Source organism: Planctomyces sp. SH-PL62 (assembly GCF_001610895.1).
Taxonomy (GTDB): Bacteria; Planctomycetota; Planctomycetia; order Isosphaerales; family Isosphaeraceae; genus Paludisphaera.
Genome location: NZ_CP011273.1, coordinates 3,526,777 through 3,548,114, shown reverse-complemented (window position 1 = coordinate 3,548,114; position 21,338 = coordinate 3,526,777). Strand labels below are relative to the sequence as shown.

The 21,338-nt window shown below is 70.4% G+C and carries 15 protein-coding genes and 1 riboswitch; of the genes, 6 read left to right on the top strand and 9 right to left on the bottom strand.

Annotation, left to right across the window (positions count from 1 at the left end; genetic code table 11):
* Positions 1–24: 24 nt before the first annotated feature.
* Together VT85_RS13805 and VT85_RS13800 are read left to right on the top strand one after the other, a co-directional pair.
* Entirely contained in the window at positions 25–1,413 is a 1,389-nt protein-coding gene (locus VT85_RS13805; protein WP_068416108.1) for an alkaline phosphatase family protein, read from the top strand.
* A 2-nt stretch (positions 1,414–1,415) separates the two neighbouring features.
* Positions 1,416–2,861 carry a sulfatase gene (locus VT85_RS13800; protein ID WP_197490691.1) on the top strand — a complete coding sequence of 482 codons (1,446 nt, stop codon included), beginning with the start codon at positions 1,416–1,418 and terminating at the stop codon, positions 2,859–2,861.
* A gap of 13 nt (positions 2,862–2,874) precedes the next feature.
* Here VT85_RS13800 and VT85_RS13795 read toward each other — a convergent pair whose 3' ends face one another.
* Positions 2,875–3,288 carry a hypothetical protein gene (locus tag VT85_RS13795; RefSeq protein WP_068416102.1) on the bottom strand — a complete coding sequence of 138 codons (414 nt, stop codon included), beginning with the start codon at positions 3,286–3,288 and terminating at the stop codon, positions 2,875–2,877.
* Positions 3,289–3,412: 124 nt separating this feature from the next.
* A riboswitch (cobalamin riboswitch) is annotated at positions 3,413–3,617 on the top strand.
* A gap of 339 nt (positions 3,618–3,956) precedes the next feature.
* On the opposite strand from VT85_RS13795, the gene VT85_RS13790 reads away from it, so the two are divergent.
* Positions 3,957–4,880: a DUF4465 domain-containing protein gene (locus tag VT85_RS13790; protein WP_082858592.1), complete on the top strand. Its 924-nt coding sequence runs from the start codon at positions 3,957–3,959 to the stop codon at positions 4,878–4,880.
* Positions 4,881–5,680: 800 nt separating this feature from the next.
* Here VT85_RS13790 and asnB read toward each other — a convergent pair.
* The 4 genes from asnB to VT85_RS13770 form a co-directional block, all read right to left on the bottom strand.
* Positions 5,681–7,633 carry an asparagine synthase (glutamine-hydrolyzing) gene (gene asnB, locus VT85_RS13785; RefSeq protein WP_068416097.1) on the bottom strand — a complete coding sequence of 651 codons (1,953 nt, stop codon included), beginning with the start codon at positions 7,631–7,633 and terminating at the stop codon, positions 5,681–5,683.
* 195 nt (positions 7,634–7,828) lie between these two features.
* Positions 7,829–8,689 (bottom strand): carbon-nitrogen hydrolase family protein, encoded by an 861-nt coding sequence (locus VT85_RS13780; protein WP_068416095.1) that lies wholly within the window; start codon positions 8,687–8,689, stop codon positions 7,829–7,831.
* 199 nt (positions 8,690–8,888) lie between these two features.
* Complete coding sequence (locus tag VT85_RS13775; RefSeq protein ID WP_068416093.1) at positions 8,889–9,359, bottom strand: PEGA domain-containing protein; 471 nt, start codon at positions 9,357–9,359, stop codon at positions 8,889–8,891.
* 153 nt (positions 9,360–9,512) lie between these two features.
* Positions 9,513–9,962, bottom strand: coding sequence for an acetyltransferase (locus VT85_RS13770; protein ID WP_068422000.1), 450 nt, complete (start codon positions 9,960–9,962; stop codon positions 9,513–9,515).
* Positions 9,963–10,199: 237 nt separating this feature from the next.
* Between VT85_RS13770 and VT85_RS13765 the strand changes: the two genes are divergently transcribed.
* Positions 10,200–11,708 carry a leucyl aminopeptidase gene (locus VT85_RS13765; protein ID WP_068421997.1) on the top strand — a complete coding sequence of 503 codons (1,509 nt, stop codon included), beginning with the start codon at positions 10,200–10,202 and terminating at the stop codon, positions 11,706–11,708.
* Between the two features lie 25 nt (positions 11,709–11,733).
* Here the strand turns inward: VT85_RS13765 and VT85_RS13760 are convergent, their stop codons facing one another.
* Positions 11,734–12,201 carry a hypothetical protein gene (locus VT85_RS13760; protein WP_197490688.1) on the bottom strand — a complete coding sequence of 156 codons (468 nt, stop codon included), beginning with the start codon at positions 12,199–12,201 and terminating at the stop codon, positions 11,734–11,736.
* A gap of 358 nt (positions 12,202–12,559) precedes the next feature.
* Positions 12,560–14,515 carry a hypothetical protein gene (locus tag VT85_RS13755; RefSeq protein WP_197490686.1) on the bottom strand — a complete coding sequence of 652 codons (1,956 nt, stop codon included), beginning with the start codon at positions 14,513–14,515 and terminating at the stop codon, positions 12,560–12,562.
* Between the two features lie 307 nt (positions 14,516–14,822).
* Here VT85_RS13755 and VT85_RS28520 point away from each other — a divergent pair, with 307 nt between their 5' ends.
* Together VT85_RS28520 and VT85_RS28515 are read left to right on the top strand one after the other, a co-directional pair.
* Positions 14,823–15,353, top strand: a complete 531-nt coding sequence (locus VT85_RS28520; protein ID WP_197490684.1) for a hypothetical protein — start codon at positions 14,823–14,825, stop codon at positions 15,351–15,353.
* A 29-nt stretch (positions 15,354–15,382) separates the two neighbouring features.
* Positions 15,383–16,243 (top strand): alginate O-acetyltransferase AlgX-related protein, encoded by an 861-nt coding sequence (locus VT85_RS28515; protein WP_068416084.1) that lies wholly within the window; start codon positions 15,383–15,385, stop codon positions 16,241–16,243.
* Here VT85_RS28515 and VT85_RS13740 read toward each other — a convergent pair.
* Both VT85_RS13740 and VT85_RS13735 read right to left on the bottom strand, forming a co-directional pair.
* A complete protein-coding gene (locus VT85_RS13740; RefSeq protein WP_068416081.1) occupies positions 16,216–19,218 on the bottom strand; it encodes a PVC-type heme-binding CxxCH protein in 3,003 nt (1,000 codons plus the stop codon). The genes VT85_RS28515 and VT85_RS13740 overlap by 28 nt on opposite strands.
* A 146-nt stretch (positions 19,219–19,364) precedes the next feature.
* On the bottom strand, positions 19,365–21,299 hold the full coding sequence (locus VT85_RS13735; protein ID WP_068416078.1) for an ABC transporter permease subunit: 1,935 nt from the start codon (positions 21,297–21,299) through the stop codon (positions 19,365–19,367).
* Positions 21,300–21,338 lie beyond the last annotated feature (39 nt).

The following is a 21,338-nucleotide window of genomic DNA, read 5'->3' as shown; positions in this document are numbered from 1 at the left end:
GCCTTTCTGGAGCCGGTCTCCGCGATGTCCCCACAGCCCTTCGTCGTCGTCAACGCCGTGGGACTGACCCGGCGTCTCCTCGTCCACGCCCCGCGCCTGAAGGCCCTGGCCGAATCCGGCTGGGTCCGCTCGCTGGAGGAGGTCTCCCCCGCCGTGACCTGCACGGCCCAGGCGAGCCTGCTGACCGGAAAGCTCCCGCAGGAGCACGGGATCGTCGCCAACGGCTGGCTGTTCCGCGACACCCGCGAAGTCCGATTCTGGCAGCAGTCGAGCGCCCTGGTCCAGGCCGAAACGGTCGAGACGACGCTCCGCCGCCGCGCCGGCGAACAGGGCCGCGAGATCCGCATCGCCAAGCTGTTCTGGTGGTTCAACCAGGGCGCCGACGTCGACCTGAGCGTCACGCCCAAGCCCTATTACGGGGCCGACGGCGCCAAGGTCTTCGGCATCGCCGGCACGCCCGACGGCCTCTGCGAGCGCCTGGAATCCAGCCTGGGCAGGTTCCCGTTCCACACCTTCTGGGGGCCGAACGCCGGGCTCCCCTGCACGGAATGGATCGCCAGGGCCGCCGCCGACGTCCTCGAACGCGACCGCCCCGACCTGACGTTCGTCTACCTGCCGCACCTGGATTACGAGCCCCAGCGCCGGGGGCCGTCCGGCTGCGACATGCCGAAGCTCGTCCGCGAGCTCGACGCCGCCGCCGCCCCTCTGCTCGACCGCGCGAAGGCCGAAGGCGCCCGCGTCTGGGTCGTCAGCGAGTACGGCCATTGCGACGTGAGCCGTCCGGTCCTCCTCAACCGCGCCCTCCGCCGGGCGGGCCTGCTCTCCGTCCGCCCCGGCCCCTTCGGCGAGATGATCGACACGTTCGGCAGCCGCGCGATGGCCGTCTGCGACCACCAGCTCGCCCACGTCTACGTCTCCCGACCCGAAGACGTCCCGGCCGTCCGCGACCTGATCGCGGCCCAGCCTGGGGTGGCTCGGACGCTGGCCGGCGCGGAGCGGGCCGAGATCGGACTCGATCACGCGCGGTCGGGCGAGATCGTCGCCCTGTCCGAGCCCGACGCCTGGTTCGCCTACCCTTACTGGTTCGACGACGCCCTCGCCCCCGACTTCGCCCGTACGATCGACATCCACCGCAAGCCGGGCTTCGACCCCTGCGAGATGTTCTTCGACCCCGCACTGTTCTGGCCCAAGGGTCGCGCGATCCGCCGCCTGATCCAGAAGAAGCTGGGCTTCCGCACCCTCTTCGACGTGGTCCCGCTCGACCCCTCCCTCGTCCGAGGGAGCCACGGCCTCCCCGCCGCCGACCCCCTCGACAAGCCCCTCCTCCTGGCCGACGGCCCGCTCCCGGCCGAGGATCGGCTCAGGACGACCGACTTCCGGGACCTGCTCCTGAACGCCTTTTCGCAGAGATGATCATGAAATCACCCTTGATGATTCTGGCGGCGGCGATCCTCTCCGCGACGGTCCCGGCGACGTCCGGCCGGGCGCAGCCGCCCGACGGGAAAGCCGACCGGCCCAACGTCGTCGTGATCTTCTGCGACGACATGGGGTACGGCGACCTCGGCTGCTTCGGGCAGACGAGATACGCCACGCCCAACCTGGACCGGATGGCCGCCGAGGGGGCGAGGTTCACCGACTTCTACGTCTCCAGCGCGGTCTGCTCGGCCTCGCGGGCGGCGCTCCTCACCGGGGCGTACCACGAGCGCGTCGGCATCCAGGGGGCGCTCGGGCCGAAGACGAAGGTGGGGCTGTCGCACGACGAAACCACGATGGCCGAGATGTTCAAATCGGCCGGGTACGCCACGGGGATGGCCGGGAAGTGGCACCTGGGATACCGACCCTCGCAGGCGCCGGTGCACCACGGCTTCGACGAGTTCCTGGGCCTCCCCTACTCGGGCGACATGTGGCCGCACCATCCCGAGCGGCCCGAGGGCTATCCGAAACTGCCGCTGATCGAGGGAGACCAGCCGGCCATCGCCGACGTCACCGCCGAGATCCAAAAGACGCTGACCAGCCGCTTCGCCGACCGCGCCGTCGACTTCATCAAGCGCCACAAGGACGAGCCGTTCTTCTTCTACCTCGCCCCCAACATGCCCCACGTCCCGCTGTTCGTCCGCGACGAGAACGCCGGCCGGAGCGGCGCCGGGCTCTACGGCGACGTGATCCGCGAGATCGACGACGCGGTCGGCGCGATCCTGTCGACCCTCCGCGCCGAGGGGCTCGACGAGCGAACCCTGGTCGTCTTCACGTCCGACAACGGCCCCTGGCTGAGCTACGGCGACCACGGCGGCTCGGCCGGGCCGCTGCGCGAGGGGAAGGGGACGAGCTACGAGGGGGGCGTCCGCGTCCCGTTCGTCGCCCGGTGGCCCGGCAAGGTCCCCGCCGGCCTCGTCCAGCGCCAGCCCGCCGCGACCATCGACCTGCTCCCGACGTTCGCCGCGATGATCGGCGGCCACCCGCCCGCCCTGCCGATCGACGGCCTCGACGTCCGCCCGCTCCTCTTCGGCGAGCCCGACGCCAGGAGCCCCCACGAGGCCCTCTTCTTCTACTACGGCGACGGCGAACTCCAGGCCATGCGCTCCGGCCCGTGGAAGCTCCTCTTCCCGCACGCCACGCGCACCATGAACGGCCAGGCCCCCGGCGGCGGCGGCGTCCCCGGCAAGTACCGCCCGCTGGCCGTCGGCCTGGAGCTGTACGATCTCGATGCGGACCTCGGCGAGACCCACAACCTCGCGGCCGACCGCCCCGAGGTCGTCGCTCAGCTTCAGGGCATGGCCGACTCGATGCGCGCCCGGCTGGGCGACCGGCTCACGAAAGCGGACGGCCCCGAGATCCGTCCCGCCGCGACGGCCGCCGACTGAGCGTGAGCGTCGATCACGCCTCGGCTCCACAGCCGCGCAGGTTATGCGCATCGTTCACGATCGCGGCCGTGAAGGAGGCGAGCACGGCGTCGACGTCGGCCGTCGATCGACATTCGTGGAGGTCCGCCGACGCGATGGTCCGCAGCTCGTCGCCGCCGGCCGAGACGTGCACGGCGACGAGCCGGACCCAGTCCCAGCTGCGCTCGTAGGAGATCGAAACGAGTTCGCCGGGTCGGCTCCAGTCGAGGAATTGCGGCGACCTCGTCCAGCGAGGACTCCTGCCGACGAGGAGGAAGCCGGCGTCCCGGAGGGCGGGGTCGACGGCGTCCCGAACGTCGGCCAGCAACAGGCCCACGCCGACTCCCTTGTAACGATTCGGGTCCCCTCGGCGACCGCGATCGTCGTCCCCGCACGACTCCCGGTCCATCACGTCCTCCCGATGGGAAAACTCAAATCAACCTTCAGGCACCCTTCAAATACACCGTTCCGTCAACCAGCCTCCCGCCTCTAGACCGACGACGACCTCTTGAGTTCGCGACGGGGAGCCGCTACTCTGGGCTAGCTCGACAGGTGCCCCAGGCCGAGGCCGCTCGGGGGGGAGAATAGGGAAGCCGGTGAGAATCCGGCGCGGGGCCGCCGCTGTAATCGGCCAGGCTTCGGACCGCAGGGCCACTGCCCCCCACGGGGGCGGGAAGGCCGTCCGAAAGCCGTCATGAGCCGAGAGCCAGAAGACCTGCCCGTCGAGAGCTGTCAGGATGCCCGACCGCCTGCATCCTCGGTGAACGCCTCAGCGGATCGTCCGCTCGGCGTGCGCCCGGGACGGTCGCGCCTCCGCCACGCTGCCCGTCCCGGCGGAAAGGTCCCCATGATGGTAGCTCCCTCGTAAGCTCTCGCGCGCCTTCCGGCGCGCCTTGCTCGTCGCGCGGGCCGCACGCCTCGCCCGGACCTCCTAGCCGGGCATTGAGCGGTCGTGCGCGCCGTCTCTTTATCCCTCCCGGTCGACGCCCCGTCGCGAGCCGGCCCGGTCGCCTTGCGCGCCGAGGCGGCTCCGCGGCCTTCGCTTCCACGCTTTCGATGTCTTCAGGATTCCATTAGATGAAATCGCGATCACTTTCTCTTGTGACATCCCTGGTCTTCGTCGGCCTCCTCGGCCTGGCTCCCGCCGCCCGCGCCGGCGTCGTCGACTTCGAGGATCTGAGCCTCTCCCCCGACTCCGCCACCGCCGGCCCGATGTCGGGAGCGACCTCCGCCCCCGGCTCCTGGGGCTCGACCGTCTGGACGGGGACGTTCGCCTCGGGGGGGGCGGAATTCGCGAACCGCTTCGCCGACTACGGACAGGGCGTCTCCACCTGGAGCGGCTTCGGCTATTCGAACCGGACGGACGCGACGACCGCCGGATACGGCAACGAGCTCTCCGCCTACGCCGGCTCGGCGCACTCGGGCGGCAACTTCGGCGTCGCCAGCGGGTACAGGAACCCGCCCTTCGCCCCCGCGAACCCGGCGGACCTGGCAGGCCTGCCGACGTTCTCGATCCCGACCGGGGCGTCCCTCGCGGGGATGTTCGTCACCAACACGACCTACGCCGCCCTCTCGATGCTCAACGGCGACTCCTTCGCCAAGAAGTTCGGCGGCGACTCCGGCGACGACGCCGACTGGTTCAAGCTCACGGCCTACGGAGTCACCGCGGCGGGCTCGCTCCTGGGGACCTCCGTCGATTTCTACCTGGCCGACTACCGCTTCGACGACAATTCGCTGGACTACGTCCTCGATACGTGGGCCTACATGGATCTGTCGTCCCTGGCCGGCGCGTCGCAGCTCTCGTTCAACCTGACCTCCTCCGACGTGGGCCGCTATGGGATGAACACGCCCGCCTACTTCGCAGTGGACGACCTCACCTACCGCCTGCCCCCCGCCGCCGTGCCCGAACCGGCGTCCCTGGCCCTGGCCGGTGCCGCCGCCGTCGTGCTGGGAGCCGCCCTGCGCCCCCGCCGCGCCGCGGCTTCGTCGAAAACGCCCTGAGGAGCGCTCAAGCGAGTTGAAGCCGCGCCTCTCTTCGACCTCTCGAGGAAGGTGGGTCGACCTGCCCGTCCTCCCCCAAACCTAACGGTCTTCCCCCCTCGCGGGGGAAGACAGACCCCGCAGGGGTCAGATGTGGGGGAGGACCAGCAAGTCGATCGTCGAAATTCGCAATCCAGTCCGAGTGTCCGCCGACGGTCTCCGTGCTCGTCCTCCCCCTCATCCGGCCCTGCGGGCCAATACTGTTCGGCACGAGATTTGAGCCGCAATAGGCATCCTGTAAGTCATTGGCCTGCAAAGGCTTGCCAAGACGATCTCAGGTGTGGATGACTCGCGGGAAATTAACAATCATAAATCAAGCTCCCCGTGGGCGTCCTTTTCGCTCTCGCCGAAACTCGACGTAACTCCTTGAGGCACCGTGCCGGCGAAGGTCTGGAGGCTGGTCCGTCGATCTTCTTCGTACGACGCTCTGATATGCAAGTCGTGCCGAACAGTATTGCCCTGCGGGCCATCTTCCCCCGCGAGAGGGGAAGGAATAGAAGGGAAACGGGTGCCTCGGCCTGGCGGCGCATTCCGCGTACGCAATTCGTGGGCGGGATGTATCGTGACTTCCAGGGGGTCCGGGTAGCCGGCAGGTCGATGATCGAACGGGGCGGGTCGCTCGCGAGACGAGGGAAAAGTGCCGAGCGAAGCCAATCGCCGAACCGATAAACCCACGCCAACTCTTTAACTAACAAGGATTTACGTCAAATGGCTTCGATTTCAGGCGACGGCGAGCGAAGCCAATTTCGCGGGTCCCGGGGTCAGTCGGCCGGGAGGATGGGAGGGGCCCAGGTGGGGAGGTCGCAGAGGCCGCCGCCGCAGTAGAGGTGGTGCCAGAGCTGGGTGGTGACGACGCAGGTCAGGCCGACGTCGTAGGTCAACCGAGGGATGGTCACCCTGGGGATCCGCGTCTGGCGAAGCCTCTGCCTGCGGACCCCTTCGGGGTCGAAGTAGCCGGTCTTCGCGAGCGATTCGGGGCTCAGGAGTTGGTCGACCCAATGGGGGCGGTGCGGGCCGAGGAACGTCCCGGACATGCTGGTGCGGAACATCGTCTTGGGGCGGTTGGCGATCTGCTTCGGCAGGATCCGCTCGGCGACGCGCCGGAGGATCCATTTCTCGGTCATCCCGCGCAGCTTGTATTCCGGGGCGATCCCGGCGGCGAACGAGACCACGTCGTCGTCCAGGAACGGATAGCGGGCCTCGACGGATGAATTCATGGCGATCCGGTCTCCCTTGGAGATCATCAGGAGGCCGGCGAGCATCACCTTGTAGCCGAGGTAGAGCGACTGGTTGAGCGGATCCCAGCGCGACATGCGCTCGTTGGGGACGTCGAGATCGGCGTACGGGTCGTGGCCGTCGAGCCTCAGCTGCATGCCGTCGGAGTAGAGGATCGGCTTGCACTGCGAGATCATCTCGTACATGTCTTGCTGGGCCGTGCGGACGCCGTGGACGGCCCCCTCGGGGGGGACGGCGAACCGTCGGCCGCTGATCGAACGGCCGATCAGGTTCCGAGCCATCCGGGGGAGCGTCCGACCGACGACCCGATACGCGGCGTCGCGGACTTTCTGGGTCTTGTACCAGATGTAGCCGGCGAGCGCCTCGTCGGCGCCCTCGCCGGTGAGCGTGACCTTGTAGCCCTGCTGGTGGACGGCCTGGGCCAGGCGGAGCAAGGCCGCGCACGACGTGTCCACGATCGGCCCCTCGGCCGCGAGGACCAGTTCGGGGAACGCCTCGGCGACCCGCGAGCGATCCATGACGATCGTGGTCAGGGGAGAGCCGAGGGTCTCGGCGGCCTCGGCCGCATGCGCGCGCTCGTCGGGTCCCGCCCGGTCCAGGCCGATGGTGAAGGCGGGGATCGGGTCCTTGCGGAGCCGGCTGCAAAGGCCCAGGACGACGGTCGAGTCGAGCCCGCCGCTGATGTAGGTGACGACCGGCACGTCGCTGCGGAGCCGTCGCTCGACGGCCGTCTCCAGGCGGCCCTGGAGCTCGTCGACGAGGGGCGTCGGATCGCTCATTCGGATCTCGTCGCCGGCGTCGGGGAAATCCAGATCCCAGTACACCTTCGGTTCGATCCGGTCTTCCCGCACCTTCAGGAAGTTGCCGGGGGGGATCGAGGAGACCCCCTGGAAGAAGGTCCGCGAGGTACCCGAGCAGAAGAACGTGAACAGATGATCGATCCCGCGCACGTCGGCCTCGGCGCGGACCAACCCGGAGGCGAGGATCGCCTTGATCTCGGAGCCCCAGAGGAGCCAGCCGTCGACCTTCGCGTAGTAGAGCGGGCAGATGCCGATGCGGTCGCGGCCGAGGATCAAGGTGCGGGTCTTGCGGTCCCAGAGCGAGACGGCGAACTGGCCCCGGGCCTGCTCGAACATCCCCTCGCCGAGGTCCTCGTAGAGGTGGACCCAGGCCTCGGTGTCGCAGCGGGTCGCCAGGTGGTGGCCGCGGTCGAGGAGCTTCTGGCGAAGCTCCGGGTATTCGAACAGCTCGCCGTTGAAGGCGACCCAGACCGAGCCGTCCTCGTTGGAGAGGGGCTGTCGGCCGCCGGCGAGGTCGATGATCGCCAGCCTGCGGGCCCCCAGCGCGACGCCGGGCTCGATGTGGATCTGCTCGTCGTCGGGGCCGCGATGGGCGATCGCGGCGGTCATGGCGAGCAGGCGGCGGGCGGGGAATTCACGCTGGCCGGTCAGGTCGTAGGCGCCGGCGATGCCGCACATTCCAGGGCTCCGGAGAGGGGGGACGAGGCGCCCGCGCGCCCCGCGTCCGTCCCTCGGCGTCGAGGGGCGGGCGGGGATCGATTCACTCGGCGTGGAGCGAGTCGAGATGGGGCGACGACGGCAGCGTGGGGTTGAGGAAGGTCAGGTCGCGACGGCGGTAGGCCTTGCGATAGATCACCCCCCCCATGACGCCGATCAGGAAGGTTCCAAGGCGGAAGACGCCGCCGCGCGGGCCGAGTGGGATGTAAAATGCCACGCCTTCAATCCTCGCTTCGCATGAATGGTGACGGGGGCCAACAGGAGATCGGGGCCGAGGCCGGCGCGGACCGGCTCGCCGTGGCGGCCGTCGCAGATGCTGCTGAGCCCGGCGAATCGGTCGTGGATCGTGGTGTGCAGCAGGGGGATGCGGGTCTGGGTCTCGCCGCACTGGTTGGCGAAGACGACCGGCACCCCCAGGTCCTGCGCGACCCGCGCGGGGATGTCGCTGCAGAGCGGCCCGACCCGGCCCAGGAGCCAGTGTCGACGACCGGTCCCGCGATCGGCGAATTCGGGCCAGGCGGACGAGACCACCGCGAGGTCGATCTGGCCGCGGTAATCCTGCCAGACCCGGTCGTAGATCATGTCGGCGCAGATGGCGAAGCCGATCCGGCCCCAGGGGGTCGGCACGATCAGGTTGCGGCGGCCGGGATGGAACCGGAAGCGTTCCCAGAAGACCAGGTTCCGCTTGCGATAGACGTGCAGGTCGCCGCCGGGGGTGCAGAAGGCGAGCGAGTCGTAGAGGTGCCGCCCATCGCGCTCGGCGTAGCCTGCGGCGATGTGCATCTTCCACTGCCGGGCGCGGCGGAGGAGGTAGGTGAGGGTCGGGCCTTCGGGCGTCTCGCTGTGCGGGCCGAAGTCGGGGCAGAGGCTGTAGCCCGTGTTGAACAGCTCGGGCAAGACCACGAGCTCGGCCCCGGCGTCGCGAGCCTGCCGGAGCAGGACGTCGGCGCGCTGGAGGTTGGCCGAAAGGTCGAGCAGGTCGCTCGGCATCTGTACGGCGGCGGCCAGTAACTTCACTTCAGTCCACCTCCACATCCCTGAGGACGGCGAACGCGATGTCGGGATCTCGGTTCGCGGGGGTACGGCTCCCCCGGTTCGGTTCGACCCCGCCGCTACCCCATCTTCGGTCGCGGCGGCGAGGTCGCTTGAGCCGGACGGCCCGGCTCGTTTCGGTTTCGGTTCAAATTCGGATCGGATCAGATCGGCTCAGGCCAGGTCAATCAAAGCCCAGCCAGGCGAAGAATCCGCGACGCCTCGGCGTGGGGGGCGCCTGGGACTCGGCCCGAAGGGCGTTGGCCCGATCGTACAGGTCGTTGGCCGCGGGCGCCTGCGCCGGCTGGAGTTCGTACTTGTACTCGCGCTCGTCGCGCAGGGTGAACGGCACCACGTTCTCCGCGAAGAACTCGGTGAGCAGGTTGTCCCACCAGGGAGCCGGGACCGGCTGGATGACGGTCTTGGTCTCGAAGCCGTCCTTGACGAGGGTGATCTCGCGATCGCCGTAGAAGGTGAACGCCTTCGAGACCGGCGTCGGGCCGATCTCCTCATCATTGACGATCACCTGCGCGCCGGGGGGCTCGCTCCGGATCGTGTAACGCCGGATCACGCAGCCCGTATCCAGGACCAGGCACGCGGCCGACAACACGAGGCTCGCCGCCGCGCGACGGCCTACCTTCGGGGATCTCACCATCCTTGGCTCTCCCATCTCGCCGGCCTGACCCGGCCTCTTCCGAGGACGACCCGCCGGGGCGCGTCGGCGCTCGGGGGGTCGGGGGCGGCCGGGATTCTAACCTTGACGGCGAAACCCGACAAGGCGGGTTAATCCGCCAAATCGACGTCGTCGTCAAGCCTCATCCGCCCCGGCGAGCGTCAGATGCAGCAGGGGGAATGGGTTGCCCTGGCCGTCGCGCGGCGAACGCCCCGCCTCGCGGAATCCCATCCGCAGGTAGAACCCGACGGCCTGCGGGTTTTGTTCGTTCACGTCGACGTCGACGCAGCCCAACCGGCCGACCGCATGTTCGACCAGCGCCCGCCCCACGCCCTGGCCGCGATGCTCCGGGGCCACGAACAGCATCTCGATCTTCCGACCGGACGTTCCCAGGAATCCGAGCAGAGTCCCCTCCCCGTCCCGGACCGCCGCCAGCTCGACCGCCCCGAGGTATTCGTGCAGGAGCAACGGCTTCATGACCTGGATGTCCGCCTCGGTCAGGAAATCGTGGGTCGCGCGGACGGACGCCTCCCAGATTGCGACCAGGCGGGGGTACTCGGCCTCGGTGACGGAGACGATCGTGATCGTCATGGGGGCGCGGCTCCCGGGGCGTCGGCGACGGCGCGGCGGTCCTTCTTCTTGCCGACCAGCCGACGATCGCCTTCGTCCATGATGCCGCCCCGGGCCCGCCGTCGCGAGGGGGAATCGGCTTGGCGCGTCCGGAGATCGTTGCGATCATCGGGTTTCGAGGTCCCGGTCGATGGTCGCGACGAATTCGATGGTCCGGGCCCGCTTCACACCGCAAGGACCGAGCCCGCCATCATGACGATCAGCATCATCCGGCAGCCGCTGGCGACCGTGGACGCCCCCTGGGTCGCCGCCGGGATCTTCGACAAGGACGGCGGGCCCGCGTCGGACCTCCGGGGCTCGGCGGTCGAGGCGCTCGTCGTCCGGCTGCTGGAGGAGAAGGAGATCAAGGGCTCGGCCGGCGAGACGATCGCCCTCCACGAGCCGGTCGGATTCCGGACCAGGGCGCTGCTCCTGGCGGGACTCGGCGCCAAGGCCAGGTTCGACGCCCGCGCCGCCTACACGGCCGGCGTCGCGCTGGCGAAGCGGCTGGCGAGCAAGCCCAGGGAGAAAGTCGGGGTGAGCCTGGCCGCCGTCCTCGAAGCGGGCGACCCCGCGCTCGTCTCCTCGCTGGTCGAAGGGGTCTGCGTCGGCATGCAGGGCCCCGGCCTGCACAAGACCGAGCCGAACCGCCACCCGTTCGAGGTCGTCCTCATCGCCCCCGAGGGGACGACCGACGAGGCCCTCGCGGACCTGGAACGCCTCGCCGCGCGGGGCGGAATCGTCGGCCAGGCCGTCAACCTGGCGCGGATGCTGGCGAACACGCCGCCGTCGGAGAAGCCCCCGGTCGTGCTGGCCGAGGTGATCCGCAAGGCGGCCGAGGAGCACGGCGTCGACGTGCAGGTCTGGAACGAGGCGCGGATCCGCGAGGAGCGGTTCGGCGGGCTGCTGGGGGTCGCCGCCGGCTCGGCCGAGCCCCCGGCCTTCGTCACGCTCGAATACCTCAACGGGGGGGACGCGCCCGTGGTGGCCCTCGTCGGCAAGGGGGTCACGTTCGATTCGGGCGGCCTCAGCCTCAAGCCCTCCGCCTCGATGGAGGACATGAAGAGCGACATGACCGGCGCGGCGGTCGTCGTCGCCTCGATCCTGGCGGCGGCCCGGCTCCGGCTTCCGATCAACGTCAAAGGTTATGTCGCCCTGACCGAGAACATGACCGGCGGCCGGGCGATGAAGCTGGGCGACGTCCTCACCATGCGCAACGGCAAGACCGTCGAGGTCCTCAACACCGACGCCGAGGGCCGGCTGATCCTGGCCGACGCCCTGAGCTACGCCGCCGAGGCCGGGCCGGCGCGGATGCTCGACCTCGCCACCCTCACCGGGGCCTGCCTCGTCGCCCTCGGCCCCAAGATCGCCGGCCTGTTCAGCAACGACGACGGCTTCGCCCGCGACCTGGCCGACTCGAGCCGGAAGGTCGGCGAGCGGCTCTGGCAGATGCCCCTGGACGACGACTTCAAGGAGGCGCTCAAGAGCAGCGTGGCCGACCTCAAGAACGTGGGGGGCCGCTGGGGGGGCGCGATCACCGCGGCCAGGTTCCTCCAGGAGTTCACCGCCGACGTGCCGTGGGCCCACCTCGACATCGCCGGCCCAAGCTGGGTCGACGCCGAAGGCGCGGCGCGCGACGCCGGAGGGACCGGCTGCTTCGTCCGAACCCTGACGGCCTACCTTGAAGCCGCCGCCGCCGTTGACGGCGTCGCCAGGGACTGAGCGGAGATGGGATGGAAGGCCCGGATCAGCCCGCCGCGTGGCGATAGCGCGGTCGGGCCGGGTCGAACTGGCAGGAGAGCCGCGAGCTGTTGACGTCGAGGAGCGTCAGGATCGCGCGGACCTCTTCCATGGGCTGGCCGACGTCCATCGCCCACTGGATGATGTGGAGGTTTTCCTCCCCCCACCGGAAACGCTCGACGATCGTCTCGGCCAGCGGAGAGTCGACCAGCCCCGGCCTCCGCAGGATGGCGAAGGTCCTGGCGTCGAACTCGATCCAGTGGACATCGCCGGCGAGGTGCTCCAGCCAGTGCTGGCGCAGGAACCGATTCCAGAAGCGACCGATCCAGAGCCGGATCGCCGCCTCCCCAAGATCATGCCCCGCCTTCTCGCTCTCGATCCACTTGAACCGCAGGGCCTCCAGCTCGGCACGTTCCTGGAGACTACATCGAACCGCCGGATCGATCTCCACTTCAGCCATCGAAAGAGGCGGCATCGACCCCTCCAAAGCAAGGACGCGACCCAATTCCCGGGGCCTCTCCCCACAGCTCACGAGCGCTGGCGAATCATACGAGCCATCGGCCCTACCCTCTACCTACTGGTAAACGGGCGGAAACGTGGGAACGTGATGATCACTCTTTCATCGAGCTCGGGCTTGGATCGAGGTTACGTCCTTTTTCTCCCATCGGCAAGTCTCTTCTCGATCCCCCGCGCGCCGTCGAGGCCGGATGCCCCCCCTTCGGCGAGTCCGCCCGGCTCGCGATGACTTCACGCAACATCCGGGCCAGAGGCGTCCCGAGGCGAGGATCAGCCGGTTTTCCCGTTGGAGAACCAGGCGAGGTTGCCGCCGATCATCACGGCGACCCCGGCCCGGCCCGCCGCGCACGGGCCGACCGGCTGGGGGGCGACGAGCCGCCAGCGGATGCGGCCGTCGAACCCGGCGCAGAGGACGTGGACGTCCTTGCGGACGACGCGGAGGGGGCGGCCGTCGGCGTCGAGCAGGTAGACGTCGTTGGCTCCGCCGCTGGGCCCTCCCTCGTGGCGCACCTCCCCCGAGCCGTCGAACGCCAGGGCGCGGCCGTCGGCCGCGGCGATGACGGCGAACGGGCCGAGGCGGGAGAGGGACCAGGCCTCCCAGGGGAGGCGGCGGGTCCAGAGGACGTCCCCCGCAGGCTGTGCCCCTTCAGCTCCTGCGCCCGGCGGGCGAGCGTGATCCAGGCCAGCCCCGGCGGCGAGCCCTCGGGCGCCTCGATGAGGAACGGGGGGTCGGCCGCCTCGAAGCCGGGGGTCGGCGTGATCTCGCCCGCCGGGTCGAAGACCAGGAGCCGGCCGTCGTTGGTGGTGGCCGCCGCGAAGCCCTCGACGCCGATCGCCAGGTCCTCGATCGCCGTCGGCAGCTCGTGCTTCCAGACCCAGCGGCCCGAGGCCGTCGCGCGGCCGATCCGGTCGCGCTCCTGGACGATCGCCAGGCCGAACGAGTCCGGCTTGATCGCCAGGTGGGTCAGCTCGACCAGCCGCAGGTCCACCCGGCGCTGCTCCCCTCGCCTCAGGTCGCACAGGGCGACCTGGCGGTCGGTGGCCGCCGCCAGCCACCCCGGCGCGGCGCGGAGGATCCGGCCGACGCCCGTCGTCTCGGGCCCCTTGCCCAGCTTGCGGCCGTCCGTGCCGAACAGCTCCAGCCGGTTCGGGCTGGAGAAGAGGGCGATGCAGGGCGGGTCGTCGCAGACGATCGACACGACGGTCTCGGCCTGCTCCTCCGATTGCACGGCGGGGACCGACCAGTCCGGATTCCGGATGGAGCCGGTCCCGCCCTGCCCCCTCCCGCCCCTCGCGGCCGCGCCCGAGGACGCCGCCGACGCGCGAGCGGGCCGGGACGACTCGCCGCCGGGGGGCGGTCCGAAGAAGTCCAGGCGGGTGATCTCGCCGGTGGCCCGGCCGTGGATCGCGAACCGCCCCAGGGGGTCGATCTCCAGCGCGATGGCGGGGCGGTCGAGGCGGGTCCGCCAGCGGACGTTCCCCGCCGAGTTCATGATCGCCAGCTCCCCCTCGATCGTCGCCGCCGCGATCGTCCGGCCGGCGAAGTCGGGGACGGCGTGCGAGACGGTCCCCCCCGGGTGGTACGCCCCCTCGTTGCGGCCGTCGAGGCCGAACCGCTGGATGCCGTGGGTGAAGCAGCTCGCCAGGATCATCGAGCCGTCGCCGCTGGTCGTCAGCCGGCCCACGTTCGACATCAGCCGGTCCTGCCAGACGACCTCGGGCTCCAGCCGGCCCGGCGTCCGCGACGGCTCGATCTCCACCCCCGCCAGCATCCCGAACGCCGCCGCCCCCACCAGGAACGGCCGATCCGGGATGAAGCAGAGGTGGGCCATCGGCTGGATCGTCTCGATCCGCCCCGCCGCGCGGCCGTGGCGGTTCACCAGTTGCACCGCGCCCAGGCGACTCCCCACGGCGACGTAGCGGCCGAACGGGTCGGTCGCCACGAACGACGCCTCCCCCGGCGCGGCGCGCTCGGCCTGGATCTCCAGGTCGCCGCTGAGCAGCAGCAGCCCGGCCTCGTCGTTGTCGCAGAGGATGGCGACCAGTGAGCCGTCGTCGCTGATCGTCCCGGCCAGGACCCGGTTCGGCGACCGCGTCGACGACGTCATCTCGCCGTGGACGTTCAGGAGATAGAGCTGGTTCCCCTCGTCCCAAGCGAAGATCCGGCCCGCCTCGCGCGCGAACGCCATCCCCTTCAAGGGGGACTCGGTGACGACCGTCCAGGACTCCTCCGGCTCCAGCCTCGTGCTGCTGCGACCGCTCATTTCGGACATGGGGAGCGTCTTCACCCTCGTCGAAGTTCCGGGGAAGTCGGATCCGACGAGCGTCGGACTCACGACGTCGATCGTCGCGTGCCGGCCCCCGAAAGGCAACCCCCACGGCGGTCGGGTTGACAGGATCGCCGACCGGGGTATGAAGGGGCCTCTCGAACGGGCGGACAGCCCGGCCTCGAAAACGGTCTTCCCCCCTCATCCGGCCCTGCGGGCCACCTTCCCTCGCGAGGGGGGAGGGGCGTGATGACGGCCCCTCCAAAATCCGTGACGCTCAGGATCATCCACACCGGCCGCGTCGAGGACCCAAGTGCATTCCCAGCCTTTCTCGACCCCAAGGACTCAAAGACTCGCCCGGATCGCCGCAACGGGCGCCTGGTGGGGCCTGGTCTTCTGGTGTCTCCGGGCGACCTTGCGGACCCGCGACGCCGGCGCGGAGCACCTGATCGCCGCGACGGTCCTGGCGTACCTCGCCGGATGGGGCCCGCCGCTGGCGCTTGCGCGATGGAGCCCGGCCGGGAAGCTCGCGCGGTTCGCGGCGTGCACGGCGTCGATCGTCGCGGCTTTCCTCGTGGTCGAAATCCCCGCCGCGCTGGGGGTCGTCGATTATCGCGAGGTCTTCCACACGCCGACGCCCCCCTGGAGGCGATCCGGGAATCTTCCCGACCCCGACCTGCTCTACGCCCGAAAACCCAACCAACGGCTGCGGCTCTGGTTCCAGGGATCGGATCGGCACGGGCTCCGCGACGCCCCCCCGCGCGGGCCTACGCCTGCGACGCCACGCTCGACGGCCTGGGCTTCCGCAACCCCGACGGGCTCGAGGCGGCGGAGGTCGTCCTGATCGGCGATTCCTTCGTCGAGGGGCTCCAGGTGGGGGACGCGCAACTGGTCTCGGCCCGCCTCGCCGATCGGATCGGGGCGCCGGTGGCGAACCTCGGGCGGACCGGCTACGGACCTCCACAGGAACTGGTCGTGCTCGACCGTTACGCGGGAAGGTTCAGCCCCCGGACGTGCGTCTGGTTCTTCTACGAAGGGAACGATCTCCAGGACCTGAACGGCTACGAGGCGGAGCGGGCGCGCGTGCGGGCGCTTCGGGCCGAGTCGCCCCGGCGAGCCTGGTACGGCCGGTCGTTCGTCCGCAACGCCGCGGGCTGGTCGTCGCGGTCGGGGACCGCCGCCGCCACGTTCCCCGCGCGGTCGCGGGCCGGGACGTTCCGCGACGCCTCGGGCGCGACGACCGAGTTCTATTTCTCCTGCGGCGTCCACGAGGGGGCCGCCGACGCCGTCCCCGAACGCGCCGCCCCGGAGACGATGGATCGCCTGAAGGAGGTCTTCGCCGAGGCCGGGGCGCTCTGCCGGGCGCGGGGCGTCGATCTGGTCGTGGCCTTCGTCCCGGCCAAGTTCCGGGTCTACCGGGACCTCTGCCGGTTCGAGGCCGACTCCCCCTGCGCCGACTGGCCGATCGACGACCTGCCGGGAGCGGTCGAGAAGGTGGTGCGCGACACCTCGCCGGCGATCGGCTTCGTCGACCTCACCCCCCGGCTCCGCGCCGAGGCGGAGGCCGGAGGGTTGGTCTATTTGACGGACGACACCCACTGGTCGGCCGAGGGTCATCGCGCCGCGGCCCTCGCGGTCGCCGAGCTGCTCGACGACCGCGGGCGGGAGCGAGAGCGAGGCGACGCGGCCGACGCCTCAGCTCGCGGTCACTTCGGGGCCGTCGCCGCGCCCTGAGCCGGGGCCGGGCTGGCGGACCGGATCGAGCGGACGAAGGCGATCAGGTTTTTCAGGTCCGCCGGCGTCAGGTCCTGTTCGAGCCCCTCGGGCATGAGCGAGATGCCGGTGGAGGCGATCTGCTCGATCTGGTCGCGGGGGACGACCTCGGCGACCCCTTCGGCCCGCTTGAGCACCAGCGCGGCGGCCGACTCGGAGGCGATGAGGCCCGAGATCACGCGGCCGTCGACCGTCGCCACGTTGTAGTTGAGGTAGTTCGCCGCGACCTCGCGGTTGGGGTCGAGGACGTGGGTCAGGATGTCCTCCGGCGACCGCGCCGCGACGGTCGCCAGGTCGGGCCCGACCTCGACGCCCTGGCCCTCGGCCCGGTGGCAGGTGGCGCAGGCCTTGAGGTAGACGGCCAGGCCCTTCTCGCGATCCCCCTCGCCGTCGAGCGCCGCGCGGTACGCCGTGATGACCGCCGAGCGTTCGCGGGGGGCGTCGGCGGAGCCGAACGACTTGAGGGCGCGGTCGCGGATCGTCGCGTCGGGGTGCTCGCGAAGCTGCTTGAGCCGCAGCGGGTCGATCTCGGCCGTGGCGAGCCTCTTGGACTCGACGGCTTCCAGAAGGGCGTTGATCCACTCGACCCGGCTGAACAGGACCTCGGCGGCCTCGCGACGCGCCGAGGGGCTCATCGCTTTCCACTGGCCGAGGACCCCGTCCGCCACGGCGGGCCCCCCCTGCTCGGCCAGCGCGCGGAGCGAGGCGAGCTGGATTTCGGAGGGCTGGCGGGCGTCGAGCAATGGGGGCAGGGCTTCGAGCGCCCGGTCGGGGCCGCTGAGGCCGACGAGGGCGACCGCGACGGCCCGGCGGCCGGCTGGCTGGTCGGATTCGGCCGTCTCGACGGCGGCGTCGAACAGCGGGTCCAGCCGCTTCCAGGTCGCCTCGGAGAGCGTCGCCTTGAGCGAGCCCCGGGCCCGCTTGAGGCCGGCGCCGACGGCCAGGACCACGCGGCCCCGAAGGTCGTCGGGCAACTCCTTGGCGAACAGGTCGGCGACGACCTTCTCGATGACCTCGGCGTCCTTGGCCTGGCCGATCATGGTCGCCAGGTCGTCGAGCCAGGGACCGCCCTCGGGTTCGGCCAGGAAGCCGCCCTCGGCCAGCCGGGCGAGCAGGTCGGGGGCGCGGCCGCCGATCGAGGTGAGGACCGCCGCGCGGGTCCAGCGGTCGCCGGCGTCGCGGCGGGCGATGGCCGCCAGGGCGTCCAGGGCGCGGCGGTCGTCGTTCACGTCGCCCAGGGTGAGGGCCGCCTGGAAGCGGACCATCGGGTCGGGGTCGTCGGCCAGGGGGAGGACGTTGGCGATCAGGGCGCGATCGGAGATCACGCGGCCCTCGGCGAGCTTCGCGGCCCGCTCGCGGACGCGAGGGTCGGGGTCGGCCAGGGACATCGCCACGTCGGCGTCGTCGAGGACGCCCAGGGCGTCCATCGTCCAGAGGGCGTGGAGCCGGGCGAGCGCCGTGGGCCGGTCGGCGGCCAGCTTGCGGAGCGCGGGGGCGGCCGAAACCTCCTTGCGCTCGATCAGGAGTCGCTGCGCGGTCTCGCGCCACCAGGCGTCCGGGTCGGCCAGCAGCGCGACCAGTTCGGCGGCCGGGGCCTGGCTCAGCCTCGGCTTGCGGAGCGGGCGCGGGCCGTCGGCGAGCAGCTCGTAGAGCCGGCCCCGGTCCTTGCCGCTGGTCAGGTCGAGGTGCTTCTTGATCGGCTCGGGGATCGAGATCGGGTGCTCGATCGTCTCGCGGTACATGTCGACGACCAGGAGCGTCCCGTTGGGCGTGTTGGCGAAGTTCACCGGGCGGAACCAGTTGTCCTTCGACGCCAGGAACTCGACCCCCTCGTCGGCCCGGTCGGCGACGTAGGTCGCCCCGGCGACCTTGAGCGTCTTGCGGTGCACGAGGTTGCCGCCGACGTCGCCGACGAAGGCGTTGCCGCGATAGGCCTCGGGGTAGGCCGAGCCCCGGTAGATCGTGACGCCGGTGGCCGACGTGAAGTAGCCGAAGGCGAACTGCTCGGTGTGCGAGAGCCTCTTGAGCATCTCCGGGTCGGCGACGCGCTGGCGGGTCCGGACGATCCGCCAGGGCTCGGGGTCGCTGATGCGGAAGACGGGCCCGGAGGGGCCGTCGCTGGGGATGTCGAGGATCACCGCCGGCGGCACGTAGGCCGGGTTGCGCTCGACGTCTCGCGACGGCAGGACGATCTGGCGGATGTGGTTGCTGTTGCCGCAGGTGAACTCGTGGCCCCAATCGTCGGTCGTGAAGCCGAACTGGCCGCCGCCGGAGATCGCCTGGAGTTCCAGCGTGTCCGGCTTGAAGCGGAAGTCTCGGCCGCGGACGGAGACGGCCGGGCGGTCGGCGTGCTCGACGGTGCGGATCAGGCCGCCGTTGCTGCTGGTGACGCCGTGGATCCAGCCGTCGTCGCCCCAGTGCAGGCTGTTGACCAGCCCCTGGACGTTGCCGGTCTCGAAGCCGGTGAAGACGACCTTGCGGACATCGGCCTTGCCGTCCCCGTCGGTATCCTTGGCGTAGAGGATCTCGGGGGCGACGGCGATGAAGACGCCGCCGTCGTACGGGACCACGCCGGTCGGCCACATGAGGCCGTCGGTGAACACGACGCGGGAGTCGAACCGGCCGTCGCCGTCGCGGTCCTCCAGCCGGGTCACCGAACCCGAGGGTTTGTCCTCGAGGAACGGATAGCCGCGCATCTCGACGACGTAGAGGACGCCGTCGGCGTCATAGGAGACGGCCACCGGGCTCTTGACGAGGGGCTCGGCCGCGATCTGGTCGAGCCGGAACCCGGGATGAACGGCGAACGTCGCGAGCGCCTCGGCCGGCTCCTTCGCCGGGATCCTCGGCAACTCGCGGGCCAGATCGTCCTGCGCGCCGACCATCGACGCCGCCCCCAGCCACGTCGCCAGGGCGAGACCTTGAATACGCTTCAGCATCCTTCCGCGACTCCTCGATAGGTGTTCCGGAACCGGGCCGAGAAGGACCCGGCCGGCGACACGACGAACCATTCAGCGATGGCGGGAGAGGAGGCCGAGGTCGCGCCTCGGCGCACCCAAGGGGAAAGAAAGCGGGAGCGGGGGCCTCAGCCCTGGATCGCGTTGGTGCGTCCCAGCGCGATGTCGAAGTCGCCGACGGCGGGCACGAGCATCGCCATGAGGGCGAAGCCGTAGACCCCGGCGCTGACGAGCAGGGCGGCCATGAAGTCTCCGTTGAGCAGGCTGATGATGCAGTAGAACGAGCAGAACGGCGTCAGCAGGGCCACCAGCGCGATCGCCCGCGAGGGGTTCTTCGCCCCCAGCGATCCGAAGAGCGCCACGCTCCCCGCCCCGATGAAGATCATGAAGCTCAAAAGCTGACGGCCGAACTCGCGGTCGCTGAAGATGATCAGGTAGGCGCAGAGCAGGATGCCCACCATCAGGAAGAAGATCGTCCCCAGGCTGTGCGCCACGGCCGTCCGGCTGCTGATATAGGTGATCGCGTCGTGCAGGCCGAGCATCGCCGCGAAGTGGCAGAAGAGCAGGTAGTCGATCAGGAAGAAGGCGAGATTCTCTCCCGACATCCGACCCGTCCACCAGAGGTAGGCCGCCAGCAGCATCGGCAGGAGGACCATCTCCTTGGCGTTGTACAGGACGCCGAAGAGCTTGCCGTAGATGAAGTCGCCCGGCGACAGCTCGGTGACCAGCAAAAGGTCCAGCGCGCCGGTGTCGCGTTCGCTCGTCAGCGAGGTCACCCCCTGGGCGTTGATCAGGACCAGGCTGAGGATCGCCAGGCCGACGGGGATGAGCCCCAGCCCGGTCGCCAACGGCTCCTCCAGGCCCTGCGAGAGCCCCAGGAAGAAGCCGACGCCCAGCGCGAAGAGCAGGAGGTAGCAAGCCTTGATGATCAGGGGACGGGAGCCGTAAGCGCGGGTCATCAACTCCCGCCAGAGGATCGGGTTGGCCCAGGGCTTCCTGTAGGGCCGGGGCGCCGAGGCCAGCCGGCGGTGGGTGCGGCGAGGGACGTGCAGGCCGGTCGTGCCGCCCGCTCCGGCGTCGGCGTCGCGGCCGGCGTCGGGCCCGCCCCCCAGGGCCGCCGCGGTCGCCGTCCGACCGACGGCCGCCGCGGGCTCGCCGCCGATCGCGGCGGACGCCCCCGAGAGCGCCGGGACGGCCTCTTCCTCGCGGACCTCGACCAACGTCTCGACGACCTCGGCGTCCTCCTCGCCCTTCTCCCTCGGCTCGTTGTGGCCCGGGTTCCAGACCCGGAGCATGGCCGTGCCGATCGCCACGATCGAGGCCGCGAACGTCAGCCGGACGCCGATGTAGACGAGGCTCGTCGTCCGGACCAGCCCCGTGGCCTGGTCGGACGTCGGATAGAGCACGGCGAGCATCGCCCTGTAGGGGTTCAGGACCTCCGCGACCGGTACGCCCAGGAACTCCAGGTCGGGGAAGAAGACGCTGAAAAGCTCCACCCCCGTGACCGAGAAGACCACCATCAGGATCGTCAGCGAGATCGACTGGAACGTCCGATCCCGCCAGAGCGCGACCAGGAGCCCCATCGCCCCGCCGGCCACACCCGACGCCGCCGTCACCGCGAACAGGTTCACCACCTGGCCGAACGAGATCCCGCCGAACAGCGCGCAGAGCGACAGCAGGCCGATCCCCGCGCCCAGCATCACCACGATGTGCAGGAGCCCCGCGACCAGCTTGCCCAGGACGATCTCCAGGTCGCTGAGCGCCGTCATGAGCAGCAGGGTGAAGGTGCGGCGGTCCTTCTCATAAGCGACGGCCGCCGCCGTCGCCAGGGGGGCGAAGAAGAGCATCAGCGTGAGCTGGAGCATGGCGAACATGCCGTAGAGCACGCCGCCGAACCGGGCCATCAGGCCCAACTCGCGGACGTCCTGCCAGCCCACGATCGACTGCCAGGCGGTCCAGAGCAGGATGAACAGGAAGCAGGCGAAGGACGCCCGCCAGAGGTAGTACCGCAGGCTCCGCGGCGAGGTGAGCACTTCCCGGGCGATGATCGGTCCGGCGAACAAGAGCGGATCCCCCAACGAGCGGAGAACGGGCGGACGGGG